Source organism: Rheinheimera sp. WS51 (genome assembly GCF_050936095.1).
Taxonomy (GTDB): Bacteria; Pseudomonadota; Gammaproteobacteria; order Enterobacterales; family Alteromonadaceae; genus Alishewanella.
In genome coordinates, this window is the sequence record NZ_JBOTRC010000002.1 from 275010 (window position 1) to 295524 (window position 20515).

The 20515-nt window shown below is 41.2% G+C and carries 15 protein-coding genes and 1 other RNA gene; 14 read left to right on the top strand and 2 right to left on the bottom strand.

Annotated elements, in window-relative coordinates; all coding sequences use genetic code 11:
* Positions 1 to 151: 151 nt before the first annotated feature.
* Entirely contained in the window at positions 152 to 733 is a 582-nt protein-coding gene (locus ACRCA4_RS05115) for a 5-formyltetrahydrofolate cyclo-ligase (RefSeq protein ID WP_433185099.1), read from the bottom strand.
* A gap of 52 nt (positions 734 to 785) precedes the next feature.
* Positions 786 to 971, bottom strand: a non-coding RNA gene (gene ssrS / locus ACRCA4_RS05120) — 6S RNA.
* A gap of 204 nt (positions 972 to 1175) precedes the next feature.
* Here ssrS and ACRCA4_RS05125 point away from each other — a divergent pair.
* From ACRCA4_RS05125 to ACRCA4_RS05190, 14 genes are all read left to right on the top strand, one after another.
* A complete protein-coding gene (locus tag ACRCA4_RS05125; RefSeq protein ID WP_433185101.1) occupies positions 1176 to 1757 on the top strand; it encodes a UPF0149 family protein in 582 nt (193 codons plus the stop codon).
* Between the two features lie 15 nt (positions 1758 to 1772).
* Entirely contained in the window at positions 1773 to 2981 is a 1209-nt protein-coding gene (gene ubiH / locus ACRCA4_RS05130) for a 2-octaprenyl-6-methoxyphenyl hydroxylase (RefSeq protein ID WP_433185104.1), read from the top strand.
* Between the two features lies 1 nt (position 2982).
* Positions 2983 to 4182, top strand: coding sequence for an FAD-dependent monooxygenase (locus ACRCA4_RS05135; RefSeq protein WP_433185107.1), 1200 nt, complete (start codon positions 2983 to 2985; stop codon positions 4180 to 4182).
* Positions 4183 to 4400: 218 nt separating this feature from the next.
* Entirely contained in the window at positions 4401 to 5480 is a 1080-nt protein-coding gene (gene gcvT, locus ACRCA4_RS05140) for a glycine cleavage system aminomethyltransferase GcvT (protein WP_433185110.1), read from the top strand.
* Between the two features lie 78 nt (positions 5481 to 5558).
* Positions 5559 to 5945 carry a glycine cleavage system protein GcvH gene (gene gcvH, locus ACRCA4_RS05145; RefSeq protein ID WP_433185113.1) on the top strand — a complete coding sequence of 129 codons (387 nt, stop codon included), beginning with the start codon at positions 5559 to 5561 and terminating at the stop codon, positions 5943 to 5945.
* Between the two features lie 140 nt (positions 5946 to 6085).
* Complete coding sequence (gcvP, locus tag ACRCA4_RS05150) at positions 6086 to 8977, top strand: aminomethyl-transferring glycine dehydrogenase (protein WP_433185116.1); 2892 nt, start codon at positions 6086 to 6088, stop codon at positions 8975 to 8977.
* A gap of 329 nt (positions 8978 to 9306) precedes the next feature.
* Positions 9307 to 10083, top strand: a complete 777-nt coding sequence (locus tag ACRCA4_RS05155) for a hypothetical protein (RefSeq protein ID WP_433185119.1) — start codon at positions 9307 to 9309, stop codon at positions 10081 to 10083.
* A complete protein-coding gene (locus ACRCA4_RS05160; protein ID WP_433185122.1) occupies positions 10076 to 12538 on the top strand; it encodes a DEAD/DEAH box helicase family protein in 2463 nt (820 codons plus the stop codon). The genes ACRCA4_RS05155 and ACRCA4_RS05160 overlap by 8 nt, the downstream gene beginning before the upstream one ends.
* Positions 12539 to 12690: 152 nt before the next feature.
* Positions 12691 to 14184, top strand: a complete 1494-nt coding sequence (locus tag ACRCA4_RS05165; RefSeq protein ID WP_433185125.1) for an N-6 DNA methylase — start codon at positions 12691 to 12693, stop codon at positions 14182 to 14184.
* On the top strand, positions 14184 to 15446 hold the full coding sequence (locus tag ACRCA4_RS05170) for a restriction endonuclease subunit S (protein WP_433185282.1): 1263 nt from the start codon (positions 14184 to 14186) through the stop codon (positions 15444 to 15446). Before ACRCA4_RS05165 ends, ACRCA4_RS05170 begins: the two co-directional genes overlap by 1 nt.
* Positions 15447 to 15525: 79 nt before the next feature.
* Positions 15526 to 16515 (top strand): RhuM family protein, encoded by a 990-nt coding sequence (gene rhuM / locus ACRCA4_RS05175; protein WP_433185127.1) that lies wholly within the window; start codon positions 15526 to 15528, stop codon positions 16513 to 16515.
* 18 nt (positions 16516 to 16533) lie between these two features.
* On the top strand, positions 16534 to 19035 hold the full coding sequence (gene hsdR / locus ACRCA4_RS05180; RefSeq protein WP_433185130.1) for an EcoAI/FtnUII family type I restriction enzme subunit R: 2502 nt from the start codon (positions 16534 to 16536) through the stop codon (positions 19033 to 19035).
* 101 nt (positions 19036 to 19136) lie between these two features.
* On the top strand, positions 19137 to 19937 hold the full coding sequence (locus ACRCA4_RS05185; RefSeq protein WP_433185133.1) for a thioredoxin family protein: 801 nt from the start codon (positions 19137 to 19139) through the stop codon (positions 19935 to 19937).
* A 32-nt stretch (positions 19938 to 19969) separates the two neighbouring features.
* A complete protein-coding gene (locus tag ACRCA4_RS05190) occupies positions 19970 to 20476 on the top strand; it encodes a SixA phosphatase family protein (RefSeq protein ID WP_433185136.1) in 507 nt (168 codons plus the stop codon).
* The last annotated feature ends 39 nt before the right edge of the window (positions 20477 to 20515 follow it).

Consider the following 20515-nt stretch of genomic DNA (forward strand, 5'->3'; position numbering starts at 1 on the left):
CAGAGCTTCTATTCAATCAGCTTTACAGCCAATAAGGCGAGCATTATAACCCAAGGGGGTAGAGACAAAATAAAAAAAGTAAAAATAAACACCTAGCGTGTATTTTTTGTTAGTTTTTAAAGCTGATTTTTAAGGAATATCTAAAATGGTTTTAAGAGAACTGCCATATTTTATCAGGCGTAATAATCGTATTAAGAGGGATATCCCAGCTTTCTGTAGGTAAGGCAGCTACTTGCTGGCAACTATGGGCTAGGCCAACAAGCTCAGTGGCATGCTTATTAGGTAATTGGCTTAAGGTGCGATCATAAAAGCCGCCACCCATGCCTAAGCGGTTACCCTTATTATCAAAAGCCACCAGTGGCGTAAACACGATATCTAGCTTGGCCAGCGGAATAATATGTTGGCATTCAGGGTAGGGCTCTAAAATGCCGAATTTATTGGCTTGTAAAAGGGTGTTTTTGTTATAAGCAACAAACAGCAAATAACCAGGGGCAAAAGGATGCATAACAGGTAAGTAGACTTGCTTATTTAATTGCCATAATGCTTGAATAAGTAAGCTAGTATCAAGCTCGCCATCATTAGTAAGGTATAAAGCAATATGCTGACTAGTGTTGAATTGCGGCAATAAAAGCACCTGTTCAACCAGTTTTTCAGCGGCAACCTGTTGTTGCTGTAATGAGAGTTGTTGACGGCTTAAGCGAATATGCTTTCTTATTTCGGCACGTGTTTGCATATTAGAATACGGCTATTACTAAGCTGCCGGTTAAAGGCTGTAAAAGGAATGGGAGTTCTCCAAATTGCCGTGTCGAATTGTTGCCCTTGAACCATAGGTTCAAGGCGGGTGTTAAAGTAGTTGCTTTAGGCTTCCCAGTACAAGCTGGGCCTGCACACTGACAACACATATAAAACCCTTTGTATAAACAATTATCGGCTCAGGGACGTCAGTCCAATCACTAACAACTCAGAGAACACCTTAAGTATAACAGCTTGCTTGAAAGAGTCTAAGCCAAAACCGGTTTATAGTAGGTTTTGCTGTTTAGTTGCATGATTTTTAAACGTTTATAGTCTTTATCTACAGCAATAAAGCCTTGAACAATAAAAGCCGCTTGGCAAACTTGGCGCTTTGCCCTTGCAGTGGTAGCATAAGCACTAAGTTAGCCAGCAAGAATCTTATTATGAGCGAACAATCAGAATTGACTTATGATCAATGGTCCCACCTGTTAGATCAAGCCGGTGTTATGGCCGCAATGGCAGAAGTGCATGGGTTAATTTCGGGGCTATTAAGTGCCGGCGTTAAAGCAGAGCCAGAACATATTTTGCCTATCTTAAATGACTTTTTAAACGACGGCCAAGCCTTACCCATTGCTTTACAAAAGCAAGTTGGACAGTTAATTGCTGACACAGCAGCGGCTTTTAATAAAGCCGATTTTAGCTATCGTTTATTATTACCATCAGATGATGACAGTTTATCAGAGCGCTTAGAAGCCATGGTAGAATGGACTCAAGCCTTCTTAGTTGGTTTTGCGGTTCAGCAAACTGACTTGTCATTATTGCCAGACGATATTCGTGAAGCCGTACAGCAACTATCTGAAGTCACTCGGATTGACATTCATGGCACTGACGATAGCACTGATGAAGAAAATGAAGAGTCATACTTTCTAGTGTTAGAGCATATTCGGATTATGGTACTTAATTGTCATGCCGAAGTAGGCCAAAAATTTAGCAGTTATGCTGCCAGTAATAAAACCGTGCACTAAATGATGGCTACTGATATGTCAGCTGATATAGACGAGAAAAATATCTTAGCCGAGTTTGATCTCGTTATTGCCGGTGGCGGCATGGCAGGCAGCACCTTAGCTTGGGCGTTAAGCCAAGCTAATCCCAGCTTAACTATCGCTGTAATAGAGCAACAAGCTAAAGTTGAACCTGGCCAAGTAAACCAAGCAAGTTTTGACAGCCGCAGCATCGCTTTAGCCGCAGCTAGTGTCGATTTATTACAACAATGGCATTTATGGCCAACTTTAGTGGCAAATGCTTGTGCTATTAAACACGTTAAAGTGTCTGATCGCGGTCATTTTGGCAAGGTAAGTTTACAGCAAAAAGATTATGCTAAAGATGCCCTAGGCTATGTACTTGAAGTAGAGCATTTAGGCAATTTATTGCGTGCTAAGTTAGCAAATTGCCCCCAAATTACTTGGTTTGCGCCTACTACTATTAGCAGCCTAACACCCGAGCAGCACTGGCAACTCGTGCAATTAGATAACGGCCAGCAATTACGCTGTAAATTACTCGTTATTGCCGAAGGGGGCGCCTCAGCGAGTCGCAAACTCGCTGGCATTAATATGACACAGCAACACTATGGCCAAAGTGCTGTTATTACAAACTTAGCCCTAGAGAGTAAACACGACTTTATCGCGTTTGAACGTTTTACTCAGCATGGCCCCATTGCATTATTACCTTTGACCAAACAGCGCTATTCCTTGGTTTATACCACAACAGATACCCATGCAAAGCAGTTAATGCAGTTGTCTGAGCCTGAATTTGTTGAACATATGCAGCAAGCTTTTGGTTATAGAGCGGGTGTGTTTTCAGCTTGCGGTCAGCGTGCTATGTATCCTCTTAGTTTAGGAATGGCCGATGCCATAGTGCAGCATAGAGTCGCTTTGCTTGGCAATAGCTTACATAATTTGCACCCTATTGCTGGCCAAGGTTTTAATTTAGCTATGCGTGATATTGCCAAATTAGTGCAGTTGTTAAGTCAAACTGACGATCCGGGCAGCTATAAACTACTGCGCGCATATGAAATGGCTCGCCAAGAAGATATTAAACAGGTTGCCACAGCAACAGATGCACTAGTTAGGTTGTTTTCTAATCAGTCGCGTATATGCGCTCTGGCCCGTAATTTGGGCCTATTAGCCTTATTATTATGTAAGCCGCTAAAGCACCCTTTGGCTAAACACGCTATGGGCTATCGGAGTTAAGATGCAAAACACAGATATTACTATTGTCGGTGCGGGCAGTGCCGGGCTGACGTTAGCATTATTATTAGCCCCACTTGATCTGAATATCGTGCTACTAGAGCAAGGCGCAGCGCCAGAGCAAACTGCAGCCCAATATCAACGAGTAAGCGCCTTAAACTTAGCCTCTAAACGGCTGTTAAGTCATTTAGGTGCTTGGCCTGATATAGCGAAAAGTGCAGCGGCTTATCAAGATATGCAAGTTTGGGATAGCGATAGCTTTGCCAAAATAGCCTTTAACGCCCAAACCGAACAAGTAGAAGCGCTAGGTTGGATTTGCGATAATGAACAAATTCGCCAAGCGTTATACCAGCAACTTAAACAGCATAGCAATGTAAGTTGCCAGTTTAATTGCGTTATTAATAGCCTAGTGCAAAGCAATCGCGAAGTGCTAATTAACATTAATCAACAGCAGTTAATATTAAGCCGTTTAGTTGTCGGGGCAGATGGTATAAATTCTTTAGTGCGAAAGGCGGCACAATTACCGCAAATGCATAGTCATTATAATCAACATGCGTTAGTAGCCACAATTAAAACCCAGTTGCCGCATCAAGCAACGGCACGCCAAGTATTCTTACCCGGTGGCCCTTTAGCTTTATTGCCTTTAGCTGATCCGCATTTATGCTCTATTGTTTGGTCAGTTCCCTCAGCTGAAGTGCCCGCTAAGCTGGCGTTAGCTGAAAATGAATTTAACCAAGCGCTCACTGCGGCAAGCCAGTTGGTGCTTGGCTTATTAAGTATACAAAGCCCGGTGCGTAATTTTGAATTGCAAATGCGTTATGCTAGCCAATGGTTGGAACAGCGCATTGTATTAGTGGCCGATGCTGCCCACAGCGTTCACCCTTTAGCAGGCCAGGGCATGAACTTAGGTTTAATGGACGTTGCCGCATTAGCCCAATTAATTGAACAGCAATTACAAGCTGGTAAAGATATCACAGAGCTGCGTATGCTGCGTCAATATGAGCGCTGGCGTAAAGCTGAGGCAGTAAATTTAATTGCCGCCATGGAAGCGTTTAATCGCACCTTTAGCAATAATAACCCTTTGCTTAAATTAGCCAGAGCCCTCGGTATGAATGCGGTTGATAAAGCGCCTTGGTTAAAAAAACAAATAATGGCAGCGGCACTTGGCAATAGTGGTGACTTACCCGAGCTGGCAAAAGCCTAATTAGCATTTTGTTTGGAAATTGTACAAAAAATAACTAAAACTGAATTAGTGTCAAGCTATCGCAACAGTCGCATTATAAAATCTAATTTAAATGGGGCTGTTTGCCGGTTCGCGCTTAGGCTATAATCCGGCCACCTTTATATCCATTACTAGGTTTAATACCCTAGTAATAGCCCTGAAATATGGGAACTGGGCTAACTAGAATCAGGAAAATAATAATGGCGAATACAACCGCGTTACATGCTAAGCATATTGAAGCTGGTGCAAAAATGGTCGACTTTTTTGGCTGGGATATGCCAATTAATTACGGCTCACAAATAGAAGAACACCACGCTGTACGTACTGATGCGGGTATGTTTGATGTGTCACACATGACAACAATCGATATTAATGGTGCTGATAGCCGTCCTTTCTTACGCTATTTATTAGCAAATGACGTAGCAAAATTAACGGTACCTGGTCGTGCTTTATATAGCGGTATGCTAAATGAAGCCGGTGGTGTTATTGACGATATTATTGTTTACTTCTTACAAGAAGATTTTTTCCGTATGGTGGTTAACTCGGGCACCCGAGAAAAAGACTTAGCCTGGATCACCAAACAAGCCGCTAAATTTAATGTCACAGTAACAGAGCGCCGTGAGTTCTCTATTATTGCTGTGCAAGGCCCAAATGCCAAAGCGAAAGTGGCTACCTTATTAACTGATGCGCAAAAAGCCGATGTTGAAGGCATGAAGCCATTCTTTGGTAAGCAATCTGGCGATTTATTTATTGCTACTACAGGTTACACAGGTGAAGATGGCTATGAAATTGCTTTACCAAACGAACAAGCCGCAGATTTTTGGCAAAAACTGATTGAAGCTGGTGTTAAGCCCGCTGGCTTAGGTGCCCGTGATACTTTACGTTTAGAGGCCGGTATGAACTTATACGGCCAAGACATGGACGACGACGTATCACCTTTAGCCGCGAACATGGGCTGGACTATTGCTTGGCAACCTGAAGATCGTGACTTTATTGGCCGTGCAGCGCTTGAAAAACAAAAAGCAGCCGGTACCGATAAAATGGTTGGTTTAGTTATGGAGCAAAAAGGCGTTTTACGTCATGGTCAACGCGTAGTTGTTGACGGTAAAGACGGTATTATTACCTCTGGTACTTTCTCACCAACTCTAGGTTTTAGTATTGCGTTAGCACGCGTACCAGCAACGACTAGCGAAACAGCAGAAGTTGATATTCGTGGTAAAATGGTGCCAGTAAAAGTAGTTAAACCTGGTTTTGTTCGTATGGGTAAAAAATTAGTTTAAACCCAGTTTAAGATAAAAATTGGCCTGAGCTAAGCTTAGGCCAAAAATAATAGTGACATCAGCTAAGGAACTAAGAAAATGAGCTCAATCCCAACAGAATTAAAGTATGCAGCCAGCCATGAATGGGTACGTGATGATGGCAACGGTGTTTTCACTGTAGGTATCTCTGAACATGCCCAAGACTTATTAGGCGATATGGTATTTGTTGAATTACCAGAAGTAGGCGCAACCTACGGCCAAGGCGATGACTGTGCTGTATGTGAGTCTGTAAAAGCCGCTTCAGATATTTATGCACCTATCGCAGGTGAAATTGTTGAAGTAAATGAAGCATTAGCTGACGAGCCAGAGCTAGTAAATAGCAGCCCGTACCAAGAAGGCTGGTTATTTAAAATTAAAGCTTCAAACGAAGCAGACTTAGCTTCTTTATTAGATGCGGCTGGCTACCAAAGCTCAATCGACGAGTAAGCTAGACCCTCCGTTTAACCCCTAAGCACGTAAGTGCTATGTTTAAGCGTACTTAATAGTGCGCTTATTCATTTTACTTAAACTGTAATTTATAGGGGTTAATTTTAGTAACTGACACATTTATTCAGGACATTCAAGGCATGACAAACTCCGCTGTGAAAACCCTGTCGCAACTTGCGAACCACGAAGAATTTATTCAGCGCCATATAGGCCCTGACGCCGCTGAGACGGCAGCCATGCTTAACGAGCTTGGCGTTGACAGCATGGAAGCGTTAATCGCGCAAACCGTTCCTGCCGACATTCGCTTACCAGCGCCTTTAGCCACTGGTCCAGCTCGCTCTGAAGTAGACGCTTTAGCTTATTTAAAGCAAGCGGCAAGCAAAAATAAAATGTTTAAATCTTACATCGGTATGGGGTATCACCCAACATTAACGCCGAATGTAATCCTGCGTAATGTGTTAGAAAATCCAGGTTGGTATACCGCTTACACGCCATACCAGCCAGAGATTGCTCAAGGTCGTTTAGAAGCCTTATTAAACTTCCAACAAGTGACTCTAGACATCACCGGTATGGAATTAGCCAGTGCCTCATTATTAGATGAAGCAACTGCAGCAGCAGAAGCAATGGCATTAGCTAAGCGCGTAGGTAAAAATAAATCTAACCAATACTTTATTGCCGACGACGTACATCCGCAAACAATAGACGTGGTGAAAACACGTGCTGAAATGTTTGGTTTTGATATCGTTGTAGGTAAAGCCAGCGACGCCGCTGAGCATGATGTATTTGGTGCCTTAATTCAGTACCCAACCACCAATGGCGATATTCGTGACGACAGCGCATTAATTGCTGCTTTACAAGCTAAAAAAGCCGTTGTTGCCGTAGCAACAGATCCTATGGCATTAATGCTATTAAAATCGCCAGGCCAATTAGGCGCCGACGTTGTACTAGGTTCAGCGCAACGCTTTGGTGTACCTATGGCATATGGTGGCCCACATGCGGCTTTCTTTGCTACGCGTGATAGCTACAAGCGCTCTATGCCTGGCCGTATTATCGGTGTGTCAAAAGATCGCCGTGGTAACCCAGGCTTACGTATGGCTATGCAAACGCGCGAGCAGCATATCCGTCGTGAAAAAGCCAACTCAAACATTTGTACGGCTCAAGTACTATTAGCCAATATGGCCTCGTTCTACGCGGTTTATCATGGTCCTGAAGGCCTTAAAAATATTGCCCAGCGTATCCATCGCCATGCCGATATTTTTGCAGCAGGCTTAGCAGCTAAAGGCGTTAATATTGTTAATAAACATTGGTTCGACACTGTTACCTTTACGGTAAGTGATCGCGCCGCTGTTATTAAGCGCGCTTTAGACGCAGGTGTTAACCTACGCACCGACGTAGCAGACTCGTTATCTGTAAGCTTCCACGAAGCGAGCACAGCTGCAGACTTAGCTCAGTTATTTACTATTGTTTTAGGCGACAACCATGGCCTAGACGTAGAAAAACTTGATGCCGCTATTGTTGCCAAAGGTTCTGACTCTATTCCTAGCGACTTACTGCGTACCGACTCTATCTTAGGTCACCCAGTATTTAACCAGTATCACAGTGAAACTGAAATGCTGCGTTATATCAAAAAGTTAGAAAACAAAGATTTAGCCTTAAATCACTCTATGATTTCGTTAGGTTCATGTACCATGAAACTTAACGCAACCTCAGAAATGATCCCAATTACTTGGCCTGAATTTGCGTCATTGCACCCGTTTGTGCCAGCAGATCAAGCTCAAGGCTATCAGCAAATGTTAACTGAACTAGGCGACTGGTTAGTTAATATCACCGGCTACGACAATATTTCTTTGCAACCTAACTCAGGTGCGCAAGGTGAATATGCCGGTATGATTGCTATTCGTAAATATCACGAAAGCCGTGGTGAAGGGCACCGTAATATCTGCTTAATTCCAGTATCTGCCCATGGTACTAACCCTGCTACCGCTGCAATGGCAAGCTATGACATTGTATTAGTTGACTGTGATAAGTCAGGTAATATCGACATGGCAGATTTAAAAGCGAAAGCGGCAGAAGTCGGCGATCGTTTAGCCGCCATCATGGTTACTTACCCATCAACCCATGGTGTATTTGAAGAAAGTATTCGTGAGTTATGCGACATTGTTCACTCTCATGGTGGCCAAGTGTATATGGATGGCGCCAACATGAACGCCCAAGTAGGTGTTACATCACCTGGCTTTATCGGCTCTGATGTATCGCACTTAAACTTACACAAAACCTTCTGTATTCCACACGGCGGTGGCGGCCCAGGTATGGGACCTATAGGTGTGAAAAGCCATTTAGCCCCGTTTTTACCTAACCACTCAGTTGTTAAGGTAGAAGGCACAGGCGCAGATAACGGCGCAGTAGCAGCCGCACCATTTGGTAGCGCAGGTATTTTACCTATCAGCTGGATGTACATTGCTATGATGGGTGCAAAAGGGTTAAAACAAGCCACTGAGTTTGCAATTTTAAATGCTAACTACATGGCGAATAAACTTAACCCAATTTTCCCGGTATTATATCGCGGTACTAATGGCCGAGTAGGGCACGAATGTATTATCGATATTCGTCCATTAAAAGAAGCCAGTGGCATTTCAGAAATGGATATCGCTAAGCGTTTAATGGACTTTGGTTATCACTCACCCACAATGAGCTTCCCTGTAGCGGGCACCTTAATGATTGAACCTACAGAATCAGAAAGTAAAGCCGAGCTAGATAAGTTTATTGAAGCAATGACAACCATCCATGCTGAAATTGGTAAAGTCGTCAGCGGCGAGTGGACAGTAGACAACAACCCATTAGTTTACGCACCACACAGCATGCAAGACGTATTCGACCCAGCATGGGACCGTGCATACAGCCAACAATACGCCGCCTTCCCAGCAGCTTACATAGCCGAGAATAAATTCTGGCCAACAGTAAGCCGCATAGACGACGTATACGGCGACCGTAACTTAATGTGCGCATGCCCAAGCCCAGAAGCCTATCGTTAATAGGCGGTAGCAAGCTGCATAATTTACATGCAGCATAATAAAAAAAGGTGAGCTTAATAGCTCACCTTTTTTTGTTCTAACAATTCAATTCTAAATTATGATATTAATTGTTAAAGTTTATGGAGATATTTCCACAAACAATATAATTTTTGTCTATAACTTACTTATTGAAAGTGTTATGTTATTGAAATTTATTTTAAATTTTATATTTGTATGTTTTTTCGGGAAAGGAGAATGCTATTAAAATCGATTCCAGACAAGTTGGTTGTCTGTGCTGAAATAACGAAGTGGTTACTTCGAAAAAGGATGAACTTTTAAAGGATATTTCAATGATTCCAGAAGTAAAACATATATCACCTCAGCTAGAATTATATGTTTATGATTTGCCAATTTTGTGTCCAGATACTATTGGCTTAATAGATGAGAATTTAGTGGAAATATGTGAAGGAGAGAGTGCCACTTTACTTAGCGAAGCCAAACTAACGTTTTTAGACTTTTTAAGTAATAAAGATGATACAACTAAAATAGGCGCTGTTGCGGAATTTTTTATTCACTTGTTCTTAAGAGAGCTAGGCTACAAGCAAGAGTTTCTATTTTACAATCTAGAAGAAAGATCAATCAAAAAAGGCTTTGATGGCTATTTTTCGCAAGGTGACACTCAGTTCATTGTGGAGAGTAAATCTGGCTTTGAATCCTCTAAGAACATTTCTCATAAAGTTAAGATTAAAAAAGCCTATAATGACATTGTATCAACAATAGGTGGCGCAAGTAAAAAAAGTGCAAAAGGTCAAAATAACCCGTGGCGAAATGCATATAATCATGCGAGTCATATTGATGTAGGTACAAAAAAAAGCATACGAAAAAACTTGAAAGAATTGTCTGATCTATTCGATCAAGGGATCTATCAAAATATAGAAAATTTCAATGTCATACCATGTTCTACTATTTTTCTTGACGATGAGTGGTCGGCACACTTTTCTAAATCAATTTTAGCCGAAGAAGATGCGTTTTTTCTTGCGTTAAAAGCCAAAACCTTAAAAGTAGTATGTATTACAAATAAAACTATTTCGGCTCTCATAGATTATTTGGAGGGACGTAATGAGTAGTATTCAAACACTCACTTGGCTAAAGGATGATGAAAGGCTCACTGAGATAATAAGAAAGCTCTCATTAGGTACTGATTTGAGTGATGATGAATCAGTATATTGTCTAGCCGTTGCTATATTTTTTATTAAAACATATCAGTCAGATAAACGAAGGGGATCTTACTTAGAGTTTGGATACTTTCTAATTTTAAGTTATAGCCTGCTAATGGAGGACTTTGAACCTTTGTATGATATGGCAACTAACCTTGGTTTTTATCCCATTACAAAAAGCCTTATTAATTATGGAATGGTTGATTCATCAACGTTAAACAGTCACTTCATAGAAAAAAAATTAGAAAGATTTTCGTACAACGAAATAACAGAAACGCTAGAACAACAAGTAAATCGCATTGATATTTTGCATACTGAAGCAATAGATTGTTGCTATGTTGCACCAACATCGTTCGGAAAAAGTTCACTTATGGTCGATTTAATTAATGAATTAGATCTGGCTAAAGTAGCGATTATCGTACCTACAAAGTCACTTTTGACACAAACCTATCGTTTGATTAATGATGCATTTAAGCAGAGAAAAGTTATTTTCCATGATGAAATGTATAATGGTGAAAGTAACTTTATTGTTGTATTCACTCAAGAGAGAGCTTTGAGACTAATGAAGAGTGAATCAAAATTAGCTTTTGATGTGCTTTTAATAGATGAAGCTCACAATTTATTTGAAAAGGATAGCAGGAGTATACTGCTTAGTCGCTTAATTAGAAGGAATAGAAAAAGAGCAAGAAGGTCTAGAATATTTTATTTTTCTCCGCTGATTAATGATTTTGATAGCTTAAAATTTGAAGAACAGCAGAATATAGAAGGTAAAAAAATTCATTTCAATATTAAAGAAGCCAAGCTTTTCGAATACAAATTAAATAATCAAAGCTACATATATAATAGGTTTCTCGATAAGCAGTTTGAAGTTAGTGATAACACTGATTTTATGCAGTACATACTTTCTGAAAGTAAGCAGAATAACTTTCTTTATTTGAGAAGACCAAGGAAAGTTGAGAGTTTTGCTAGTCTGTTAGCTCAAGGTCTTCCGAATGTTGCCAATGAAGTTTTGACTGAGCTTGCAGATGTTATCGCTCGAAATGTTCATGAAGACTTCTATTGTGTCGAACTTGTGAAGAAAGGTGTTTTATATATTCATGGCAAACTACCAGATTTGATCAAAGAGTATTTAGAGTTCAAGTTTCGCCAAATACCTGAATTGAAATACTTAGTAGCAAACTCAGTGATTTTAGAAGGAGTTAATCTACCAATTGATAATTTATATATATTAAATACCCATGACTTAGATACTAAAAGGCTAATCAATCTTATCGGGCGAGTAAATCGGTTGAATGAGATTTTTAACGGAGTAGCTTCTAATTTGAACAAGCTCGAACCAACGATTCACTTTGTTAATTCTGAAGAGTTTAACCGTCAGCGAAGTAATATGCTAAATAAGATTAAGCTCTTAAAGTCGAATACTTTTAAAGATGTAATTAAAAACCCCACTTTACTTGAATTTGACATATTACAGTTTGATGAAACGATTGAACATTCCACAGATTTGGATAAAAAAACAGAGGCCATCAATAAAAAAAATACAGTGATGGCAATTAGGGAAAGGGAAGCTTTTTTAATTTCTGAGCCGGAAGGTGAGTTAGATAAACTAAAAGCCTCATTTATTGAAGCAGGCCTTCATTTTACATATTTCGATGCTGACTCATTAACTGATGAGTTGTATGAGAGGCTCTTACATCTCAAGGCTGATGGAGAGTGGATGGAATTAGAACCGATTGAGAAAGTTTATACAGTTTTTATTGAGGGACTTGAAGAAGCCTTAAAAGACAAAGTATTAGCACGGCTTAAAAATGTAAAAGCACGCAATTATTATCGAATGTACGTTAAAAATATACATTCTTTAACTTTAAAAGAGCATATAAATGCAACTGTTAAATATTTCTACAGTAATGCTGAAGAAACTAAAAATAATATATTTTATATTGGTGAGTCTTATGGTGAGTTAGCCAAAGACGGCACACTTTTCGGTGCGACAACATATATAGATTTGGCTTCCAAATCACATAAAGAGCTAGTGAATTTGGCACTAGTAAAATTAAAAATGGAAAGTAATTTTGTATCGTATAAGTTGAACGAGTTTGTTTCTCTCTTGAAAGAGTTTGACGCAATTTCTGAAGACGACTACAACGTGTTTATATATGGTACTGCTAAGAAAAGAAATACTGACTTGACCAAACTTGGGTTGAGTGGCGCATTAATTCAAAAATTAGAGTTTGATAAGCAACTTGATAACATTGAAGTAGATGATTTTGGGCATGTCAAAGCTAATGATGAGTTTAGACGTTATTTGCGCAGTCAAGATGATTTAATGCAGTTTGAAATAAATAAATACCTACCTGTAACCTAGTTGGAAGCATTTTTATTTGCACATAAAGCCAGATTAATTGTTAACTAGATGCTTACGCTCCACCTAATTAATAAACTAAGTACAATCTTAGTAAGTGGCTAAAAATAATATAAATAGTTATAGGCGTTAGTCTATGCAAGGATAAAGCAGTAATGTTTGAACAAACTTTTAAAAACATCGACGACATTTTCCATAAAGACGCAGGCTGCTCTAGCGAATTAGACTACACCGAGCAATCATCGTGGATGTTATTTTTGAAATACCTTGATGACTTAGAATACACTAAATCGCTTGAAGCCGAATTACTTGGCGAAGATTATCAATATATTATTGATGAAAAATACCGCTGGGGCTCGTGGGCTGCACCTAAAACTGCTGACGGTAAGTTTGACCACGACAATGCCCTAACCGGCAGTGATTTAATGGATTTTGTTGACGGTGAGTTATTTCCCTACCTTAAAGGCTTTAAGCAACGCGCCGAGCGACCAGATACCATTGAATATAAAATAGGTGAGATCTTTAGTGAGATCAAAAATAAAATTCAAAGCGGTTATTCACTGCGAGATGCGTTAGAGAAAGTAGATGAACTGCGCTTTCGCTCACAAGAAGAAAAGCACGAGCTTTCACATTTATACGAAACCAAAATTAAAAATATGGGCAACGCTGGCCGTAACGGCGGCGAATACTATACACCACGGCCATTGATTCGCGCGATGATCGATGTATTACAGCCGCAAATTGGTGAAACCATATACGACGGTGCTGCAGGGTCGGCGGGTTTCTTATGTGAAGCCTACGAGCACTTGCGTTATGGTTATGGACGCCAAGGTGGTCGTCTTGGTATAGAAGGCAAAAAGCAGCTTTCAACCAACGACTTAAAAACCCTGCAAGAAAACACCTTCTACGCCAAAGAGAAAAAATCTTTAGCTTACGTTATCGCCATTATGAACATGATTCTGCATGGCATTGAAGCGCCTAACGTTATTCACACCAATACGCTGGCTGAGAACCTACAAGACATTACCCCAAGTCAGCAACATGACATTGTATTGGCCAACCCACCCTTTGGCGGCAAAGAGCGCCCAGAGGTACAGCAAAACTTCCCAATCAAAACCGGTGAAACTGCCTTCTTGTTTTTGCAGCACTTTATCAAAATGCTCAAGCCAGGTGGCCGTGCGGCCATTGTGATTAAAAACACCTTCTTATCCAATACCGATAATGCCGCCATTGCCTTGCGTAAAGAGCTATTAGCAAACTGCAACTTACACACCGTACTCGATTGCCCAGCAAAAACCTTCTTAGGCGCTGGGGTAAAAACCGTAGTGTTGTTTTTCACTAAAGGCGAACCGACACAAAAAACATGGTTCTATCAGCTTGACCCTGGCCGCAGCTTGGGTAAAACCAATCCACTAAACGACAACGACTTAAATGAATTTATCGAGCTACAAAAAGGCTTTAAGGAAAGTGCTAAGTCTTGGTCATTGGCGACTACCGAATTAGATGAGGCAACATGGGATTTATCGGTTAAAAACCCCAACGCGCGCGAGGCAGCGCCACTGCGTGAACCGCAAGCCATTATCGAAGAGATTATTGCGCTGGATAAAGAGAGCGAAGCGATTCTGAGTAAGATTCAGGAGTTGTTGTGATGCATACTGAAATGAAGATGCTAGTTGAGGTAGCTAATATATTTAGCGGTAATAGTATTCCAGTTAAAAAGAAGCAACTGTTATTTACTGATCTATCGGCTGGCACTCCCTATGTTGCTACCAAGGACATCAGCACTGATCATTTGATTAATTATGACAATGGTATCCTTATACCTGACGCTCATAGCGATAATTTTAAGTTGGCCCCAGCAGGCTCGGTATTAATTTGCGCAGAAGGTGGGAGTGCAGGTAAAAAGATTGCTCACAACAATAGGGATATACACTTTGTTAATAAGCTCTTCTGTATATCACCGAAAGAAGATATTCTGAGCAAATACATTTTCTATTGCTTACTCTCAAATGACTTTAAATCTGCTTTCGAAAGTCAACTAACAGGCCTTATTGGAGGTGTTTCTTTAAATAAGTTTAAAAATCTTCGGATCCCATATACTAATATAAACAATCAAAAACGCATCGTCGCCATTCTCGACCAAGCTTTTGCCGATATCGAACAAGCCCGCGCCAACACCGAGCAAAACCTTAAAAATGCCCGCGAGCTGTTTGAATCGACATGTTCAACATCTATTTTTTCATTGGATTCTATTCCAAGCTGCACAGTCTTTGATGTTGCGAAGCAAGATAAAGGGGCTATGCGAACAGGTCCATTTGGTAGTCAATTATTAAAGCAGGAGATAGTAGATGAAGGTATTGCTGTATTAGGGATTGATAATGCTGTTCAGAATTCATTTCAATGGGGCGCAAGACGATTTATAACTCCAGAAAAATTTGAAGAGCTCTCGCGGTTTGAAGTTAAGCCTGGAGATGTACTGATTACAATTATGGGCACGTGTGGGCGATGCGCAATTGTCCCTGAGGGAATACCAAAAGCCATTAATACGAAGCATATTTGCTGCATTACTTTAGATTCTAATAAATGCTTGCCTGAATATCTCCATGCATATTTTTTGTACCACCCAATAGCAAGAGCATACCTTTTTAAAAAAGCAAAAGGGGCCATTATGGCTGGTTTGAATATGGGGATTATCAAAGAATTACCTCTTGTTCTTCCAAGTATTAAAGTTCAAAAAGAATTGGTCACTAAAATTAACATGCTAAAAGAGAATATAGATACACTGGAAGCTGTATACACTTCAAAATTACTATCACTCGATGAGCTCAAAAAATCCATCCTACAAAAAGCCTTTTCAGGTGAGTTAACGAAAACGCCTGAGAGTCAAGCAAACAAAGGAGCGCTGGCCTAATGGCAAAGGCCATACGCAACGAAGCGCCCTACATTGATGCTCACCGAGCCGATTTAATCGACCCATAAGGATATGAAATATGAATAACAGCATTGAAATTTACCAAGCCGATGATCAAACAATTGAAGTACGGCTTGATAGTGAGCAAGAAACTATTTGGCTCACTCAAGCGCAAATTGGCAGCTTGTTAGATACCAGTACTGATAACATTAGTTTGCACCTTAAAAATATCTATCAAGAGGCTGAACTAGCAGAGAGTGCAACTACCGAGGATTTCTCGGTAGTTCGCCAAGAAGGCAAGCGCCAAGTAAAACGACAGCTACGCCACTATAACTTAGATGCCATTATTTCAGTCGGTTATCGGGTAAATTCTAGTCGTGCTACTCAGTTTCGCCAATGGGCAACTAGAACGCTAAATAACCACTTAACCCAAGGCTACACCCTCAACCAACAGCGTTTTGAACAAAATGCTCAGGCGTTAAAGCAAGCGCTAGAATTGATACAAAAAACCGCGCAATCGCCCGAGCTGACTGCCGAGGCGGGTAGCGGTTTGGTTGATATTGTCAGCCGCTATACGCAAACCTTTTTATGGTTGCAGCAATACGATGAAGGCCTATTAGGTGAGCCTTCAGGGCAAAGCGGTGGCGACTTGCCAGCAGCCGATATTGCCATGCTTCGTTTAAATCAATTAAAAGCCACCTTGATTGAGCGTGGTGAAGCCACTGATTTATTTGCGCGCCCCCGTGGTGATGGTTTGGCGTCATTACTGGGTAATTTAGACCAAAGTGTTTTTGGCGAGCCTGCCTACCCCACAATAGAAAGTAAAGCTGCGCATTTGTTGTACTTTATGATTAAAAATCACCCCTTTAGTGATGGTAACAAACGCAGTGGTGCATTTTTGTTTGTCGATTTTTTATATCATAATGACCGTTTACTCAACGCTAATGGCGATGCCATTATTAACGATACTGGCTTGGCGGCGTTAACGTTGTTAATTGCTGAGTCTGATCCGAAACAAAAAGATGTCATTATAAAACTGGTAATGACGATGCTAGCGGCTCATCAATAGAATAAGGAATAACACACTATGCGCAATGAAGCCGACACGCGAGCCGATTTAATCGACCCTAAGCTGGTGGCAGCAGGTTGGGGTGAAGTTGATAACAGCTATATTCGCCGTGAGCTTATTTGCCCAGGCCAAATTATGGCTGGCGGTAAACGCGTCAATAAAGTGCCTTGTGATTATGTGCTGGTATATAAAGGCCGCAAGCTGGCCGCTGTAGAAGCCAAAAAAGAAAGCCTGACCTATAGCGAAGGTGTGCGCCAAGCCAAAGACTACGCAGAGCGCCTGCAATGCCGTATTGCTTATGCCACCAACGGCCATGACATTTACCAAATTGATATGCGCACTGGTGTTGAGAAGTTGGTAGATGAATACCTGTCTCCGCAAGCGCTTTGGGAGTTAACCTTCGAGCAAACAGGTGATACGCCAGAAGCGGATTTCACAACCGCTTGGCGTGATGCGTTTTCTACCATTCCCTTTGAAGCCAAAGGCGATTGGGCACAGCGTTATTATCAAGAAAATGCCATCCATAATGCTCTTGAAGCCATTGCTCAGGGTAAAAATCGCATACTGCTTACATTGGCTACCGGTACGGGTAAAACCTGTATTGGCTTTCAAACCGCATGGAAGTTATTTCAAACTCGTTGGAGCTTAGCTGCCCAGAAAGATATAAGCCTTGCTAAAAAACGCCCGCGCATTCTGTTTTTGGCCGACCGTAATATTTTAGCTAACCAAGCTTTTAATGATTTTGGCTCTTTTGGTGAAGATGCCCTTGTGCGCATTACCCCTGACGATATTCGAAAAAGAGGTGGCGCACCAAAAAATGCTAGCGTATTTTTTACTATTTTCCATACGCTAATGTGTGGGCCTAAAACAGAATTAAATAATGAAGCTGCACCAGAAGATGATGAGAATGCAACCCTCCGTAAAGCTGAAAATCCATATTACGAACAGTACCCTAGCGACTTTTTTGATCTCATTATTATCGACGAGTGTCACCGTGGTGGTGCGAACGATGAAAGTGCTTGGCGCGATATTCTTAATTACTTTGCACCAGCTGTTCAACTGGGTTTAACCGCAACACCCAAACGCACCGATAATGCCGATACTTATGGTTATTTTGGCGAGCCGGTTTATAGCTATACCTTAAAAGAAGGTATTAACGATGGCTTTTTAACGCCATTCAAAGTACTGCCTATTGTTGGCACTATGGATGAATATGTTTATATAAAAGGTGATGGCGTTGTTGTAAAAGGCGAGCCTGAACTTGGTAAGCTTTATAAAGAAGGTGACTTCAACCGCATTATCACCATTGTACAGCGAGAAGAGCGCCGCGTTCATTACTGGATGGATCGTTTTAAGCCCAATGAAAAAACTATCGTATTCTGTGCGACTCAGGTTCATGCTGGCATGGTGCGCGACTTTATTAATCAGTATGCGGTAAAAAAAGGCTGGACTACTAACACTAACTATTGCGTGCGTGTAACTGCAAACGACGGCGCCGCCGGTGAAAACGATTTAAAAACCTTCTGCGACAACGAAAAAACCATTCCGACTATTCTGACTACATCACGCAAGCTGTCTACCGGTGTAGATGCGCGAAATGTTCGCAATATTGTATTGATGCGCCCCTGTAACAACATGATTGAATTTAAACAGATCATTGGCCGTGGCACCCGCACCTACGACGGTAAAGATTATTTTACCATCTACGACTTTGTAAAAGCGCATCATAACTTTGCCGATCCTGCTTGGGACGGTGAGCCTATTCCAAATGAAGTCTGCGCCGAGTGTGGCAGAATCCCTTGTGAGTGTGAAGCTACTGGTGGCGATGGGCCGGGTGAAGCAAAGCCGTGTCAGGTGTGTGAACAGAAGCCTTGTGTTTGCGAAAAGCCAGAGCCAGAAGGCTGTGAAAAGTGTGGTGAACGCCCCTGTGTATGCGAAAAACTTGAAATAACGCTATCCGATGGCCGAGCTAGGCAAATAAAACACATCTCATCTGCTATGTACTGGAGCGCAGAAGGTAAACCGATTACCGCTAAAGAGTTTGTTGAGCGTATGTTTGATGACTTGCCGAAGTTCTTTGCCGACGAAGATCAGCTACGAGAAATTTGGAGTGACCCAACAACCCGCGAAAAGCTGTTACAAGACTTAGCGGAAGCCGGTTACGACAATGATAAACTCGATAGCATGAAAGCAGTCATTGATGCAGAAGACAGCGATGTTTACGATATATTGTCTTATGTAGCTTATGCAACCGAAGCACAAAGCCGAACCGAGCGAGTACAACAAGCTAAGGTTAGAATTAACAGTGTATTTACTGATTATAAGCAACAAGAATTTATTAACTTTATACTAAGTAAATACATTGAAGATGGTGTGCAAGAATTAGCAACAAGTAAAATGCGTAGCTTGGTTGAGTTAAAATACAACACTATTAACGACGCTGCTATTGAGTTTGGCTCGCCCAAAGTAATTCGTGAAACTTTTGTGGGCTTTCAGAAGTATTTGTACACAAGGGAATGAGTTAGTTAGCCTAGATTGTAAACCTAATTACCTTTTATTTTTTATGTGTTTTAATGCCTGCTGTTGTGCACTTTATCGTTATTTTTAATAAGGATGTTTTAATGACTAAACGCTTTGCTGATTTTATTGCTGGCTTTTTTGCTGTGTTGTTTTGTGTTGTGTGGCTGGTGGGCTGCCAAACGGTGGTTTCGCCTAGTGCGGATGCGGTTGCTGTGTTGCCGGAATATACATTTGTGCCTGATGATAATTATTTGCTTAGTGTAGAACAAGCACAAGCTAGGGCGATTGAGAATAATAAGTTATTGCTTGTGGTGCTGGGCGCGCAGTGGTGTCATGACAGTACAGGCTTAGCTAAAAACTTTTCTCACCCCGCTATGCAGGAAATATTAAAACAACGCTTTGAAACTGTGTTTGTAGATGTTGGCTATTTTGAAGATAAGCATGATGTAGCGCAGCGATATGGTTATCCAGCGTATTTTGCTACGCCAACGGTGTTGGTGGTAGAGCCTAATAGCAGCACTTTATTAAATAGAGCTAGCATTCCTAAATGGCAGGCGGCTGATAATGTGCCCTTTAATGAGTTTATTACTTACTTTCAAACCATTGGCCAAACGCCACCGTTAACCTCGGCTAATTGGCAGTTACACCCTAAGTTGGCTAAATTTAGTCAGCAGCAAGTGCAGCGTTTAAAAAGTGCTTTTGATCATCTACGGCCTATTTGGCGCGATGTTAGAACCGGTGTCACCGAAGATAGCGCTGAACTAGAGGCAGTAGCCTTAGAAGTTTGGCAGTTTAGGCTGCAGTTGCAGCAAGATCTTGAGCAGTTATATCAAAGCTTAGAGTCTACTAATGGCCAGTCTTTAGTTTTTCCAAGCTATGATAAATTTAGCTGGCAAGACTAAACTGTATTGAATTTATATTAGGGAATGACCTAATGCGTTTTATTACTTTTAGTGTGTTGTTGGGCTTGTCGTTTTCTAGTGTGGCCAATAGCGTTTACTTAGTGCGCCATGCTGAAAAACAAGCTAGCGGTGCTGATCCGGCGTTAACGCTGTGTGGTCAGGGCAGGGCGGATGCCTTAGCTGCCTATTTTTCTGAACATAATTTAGCGGTGGTGTTTAGTACCGATTATCAGCGTACTAAGCAAACCGCTGCACCTGTTGCGGCGAGTAAGCAATTAGCGGTAACTGATTATGATCCACGCCAACCGGCTACGCTAGTGCAGCAATTAAAATTAGTGCAGCAATTAAAAAATAATAACCAAAGTGTTTTGGTGGTCGGTCATAGTAATACCGTGCCCGAGCTAGTTACGCTCTTGTCGGGTATTCAGGTATCGCCTTTAACCGAGCAAGATTACGCTATGTTGTATCAGGTTAAGTTAGCCGCTAACCCAAGCGTGACTATTAGTCGGCAAGCTTATCGCTGCCAAAATAAAGAGTAAAACCAATTTATAATTAATCATTATTTAGATAAAAAAACC

What these genes read in the sequence shown, in the direction of transcription:
- gcvT (WP_433185110.1), top strand. Translation starts at nt 4,401, where the DNA reads ATGGCGAATACAACCGCGTTACATGCTAAGCATATTGAAGCTGGTGCA.
- ACRCA4_RS05185 (WP_433185133.1), top strand. Translation starts at nt 19,137, where the DNA reads ATGACTAAACGCTTTGCTGATTTTATTGCTGGCTTTTTTGCTGTGTTG.
- ACRCA4_RS05135 (WP_433185107.1), top strand. Translation starts at nt 2,983, where the DNA reads ATGCAAAACACAGATATTACTATTGTCGGTGCGGGCAGTGCCGGGCTG.
- gcvP (WP_433185116.1), top strand. Translation starts at nt 6,086, where the DNA reads ATGACAAACTCCGCTGTGAAAACCCTGTCGCAACTTGCGAACCACGAA.
- ACRCA4_RS05170 (WP_433185282.1), top strand. Translation starts at nt 14,184, where the DNA reads ATGCATACTGAAATGAAGATGCTAGTTGAGGTAGCTAATATATTTAGC.
- ACRCA4_RS05155 (WP_433185119.1), top strand. Translation starts at nt 9,307, where the DNA reads ATGATTCCAGAAGTAAAACATATATCACCTCAGCTAGAATTATATGTT.
- ACRCA4_RS05165 (WP_433185125.1), top strand. Translation starts at nt 12,691, where the DNA reads ATGTTTGAACAAACTTTTAAAAACATCGACGACATTTTCCATAAAGAC.
- ACRCA4_RS05190 (WP_433185136.1), top strand. Translation starts at nt 19,970, where the DNA reads ATGCGTTTTATTACTTTTAGTGTGTTGTTGGGCTTGTCGTTTTCTAGT.
- rhuM (WP_433185127.1), top strand. Translation starts at nt 15,526, where the DNA reads ATGAATAACAGCATTGAAATTTACCAAGCCGATGATCAAACAATTGAA.
- ACRCA4_RS05125 (WP_433185101.1), top strand. Translation starts at nt 1,176, where the DNA reads ATGAGCGAACAATCAGAATTGACTTATGATCAATGGTCCCACCTGTTA.
- ACRCA4_RS05115 (WP_433185099.1), bottom strand. Translation starts at nt 733, where the DNA reads ATGCAAACACGTGCCGAAATAAGAAAGCATATTCGCTTAAGCCGTCAA.
- ubiH (WP_433185104.1), top strand. Translation starts at nt 1,773, where the DNA reads ATGTCAGCTGATATAGACGAGAAAAATATCTTAGCCGAGTTTGATCTC.
- hsdR (WP_433185130.1), top strand. Translation starts at nt 16,534, where the DNA reads ATGCGCAATGAAGCCGACACGCGAGCCGATTTAATCGACCCTAAGCTG.
- gcvH (WP_433185113.1), top strand. Translation starts at nt 5,559, where the DNA reads ATGAGCTCAATCCCAACAGAATTAAAGTATGCAGCCAGCCATGAATGG.
- ACRCA4_RS05160 (WP_433185122.1), top strand. Translation starts at nt 10,076, where the DNA reads ATGAGTAGTATTCAAACACTCACTTGGCTAAAGGATGATGAAAGGCTC.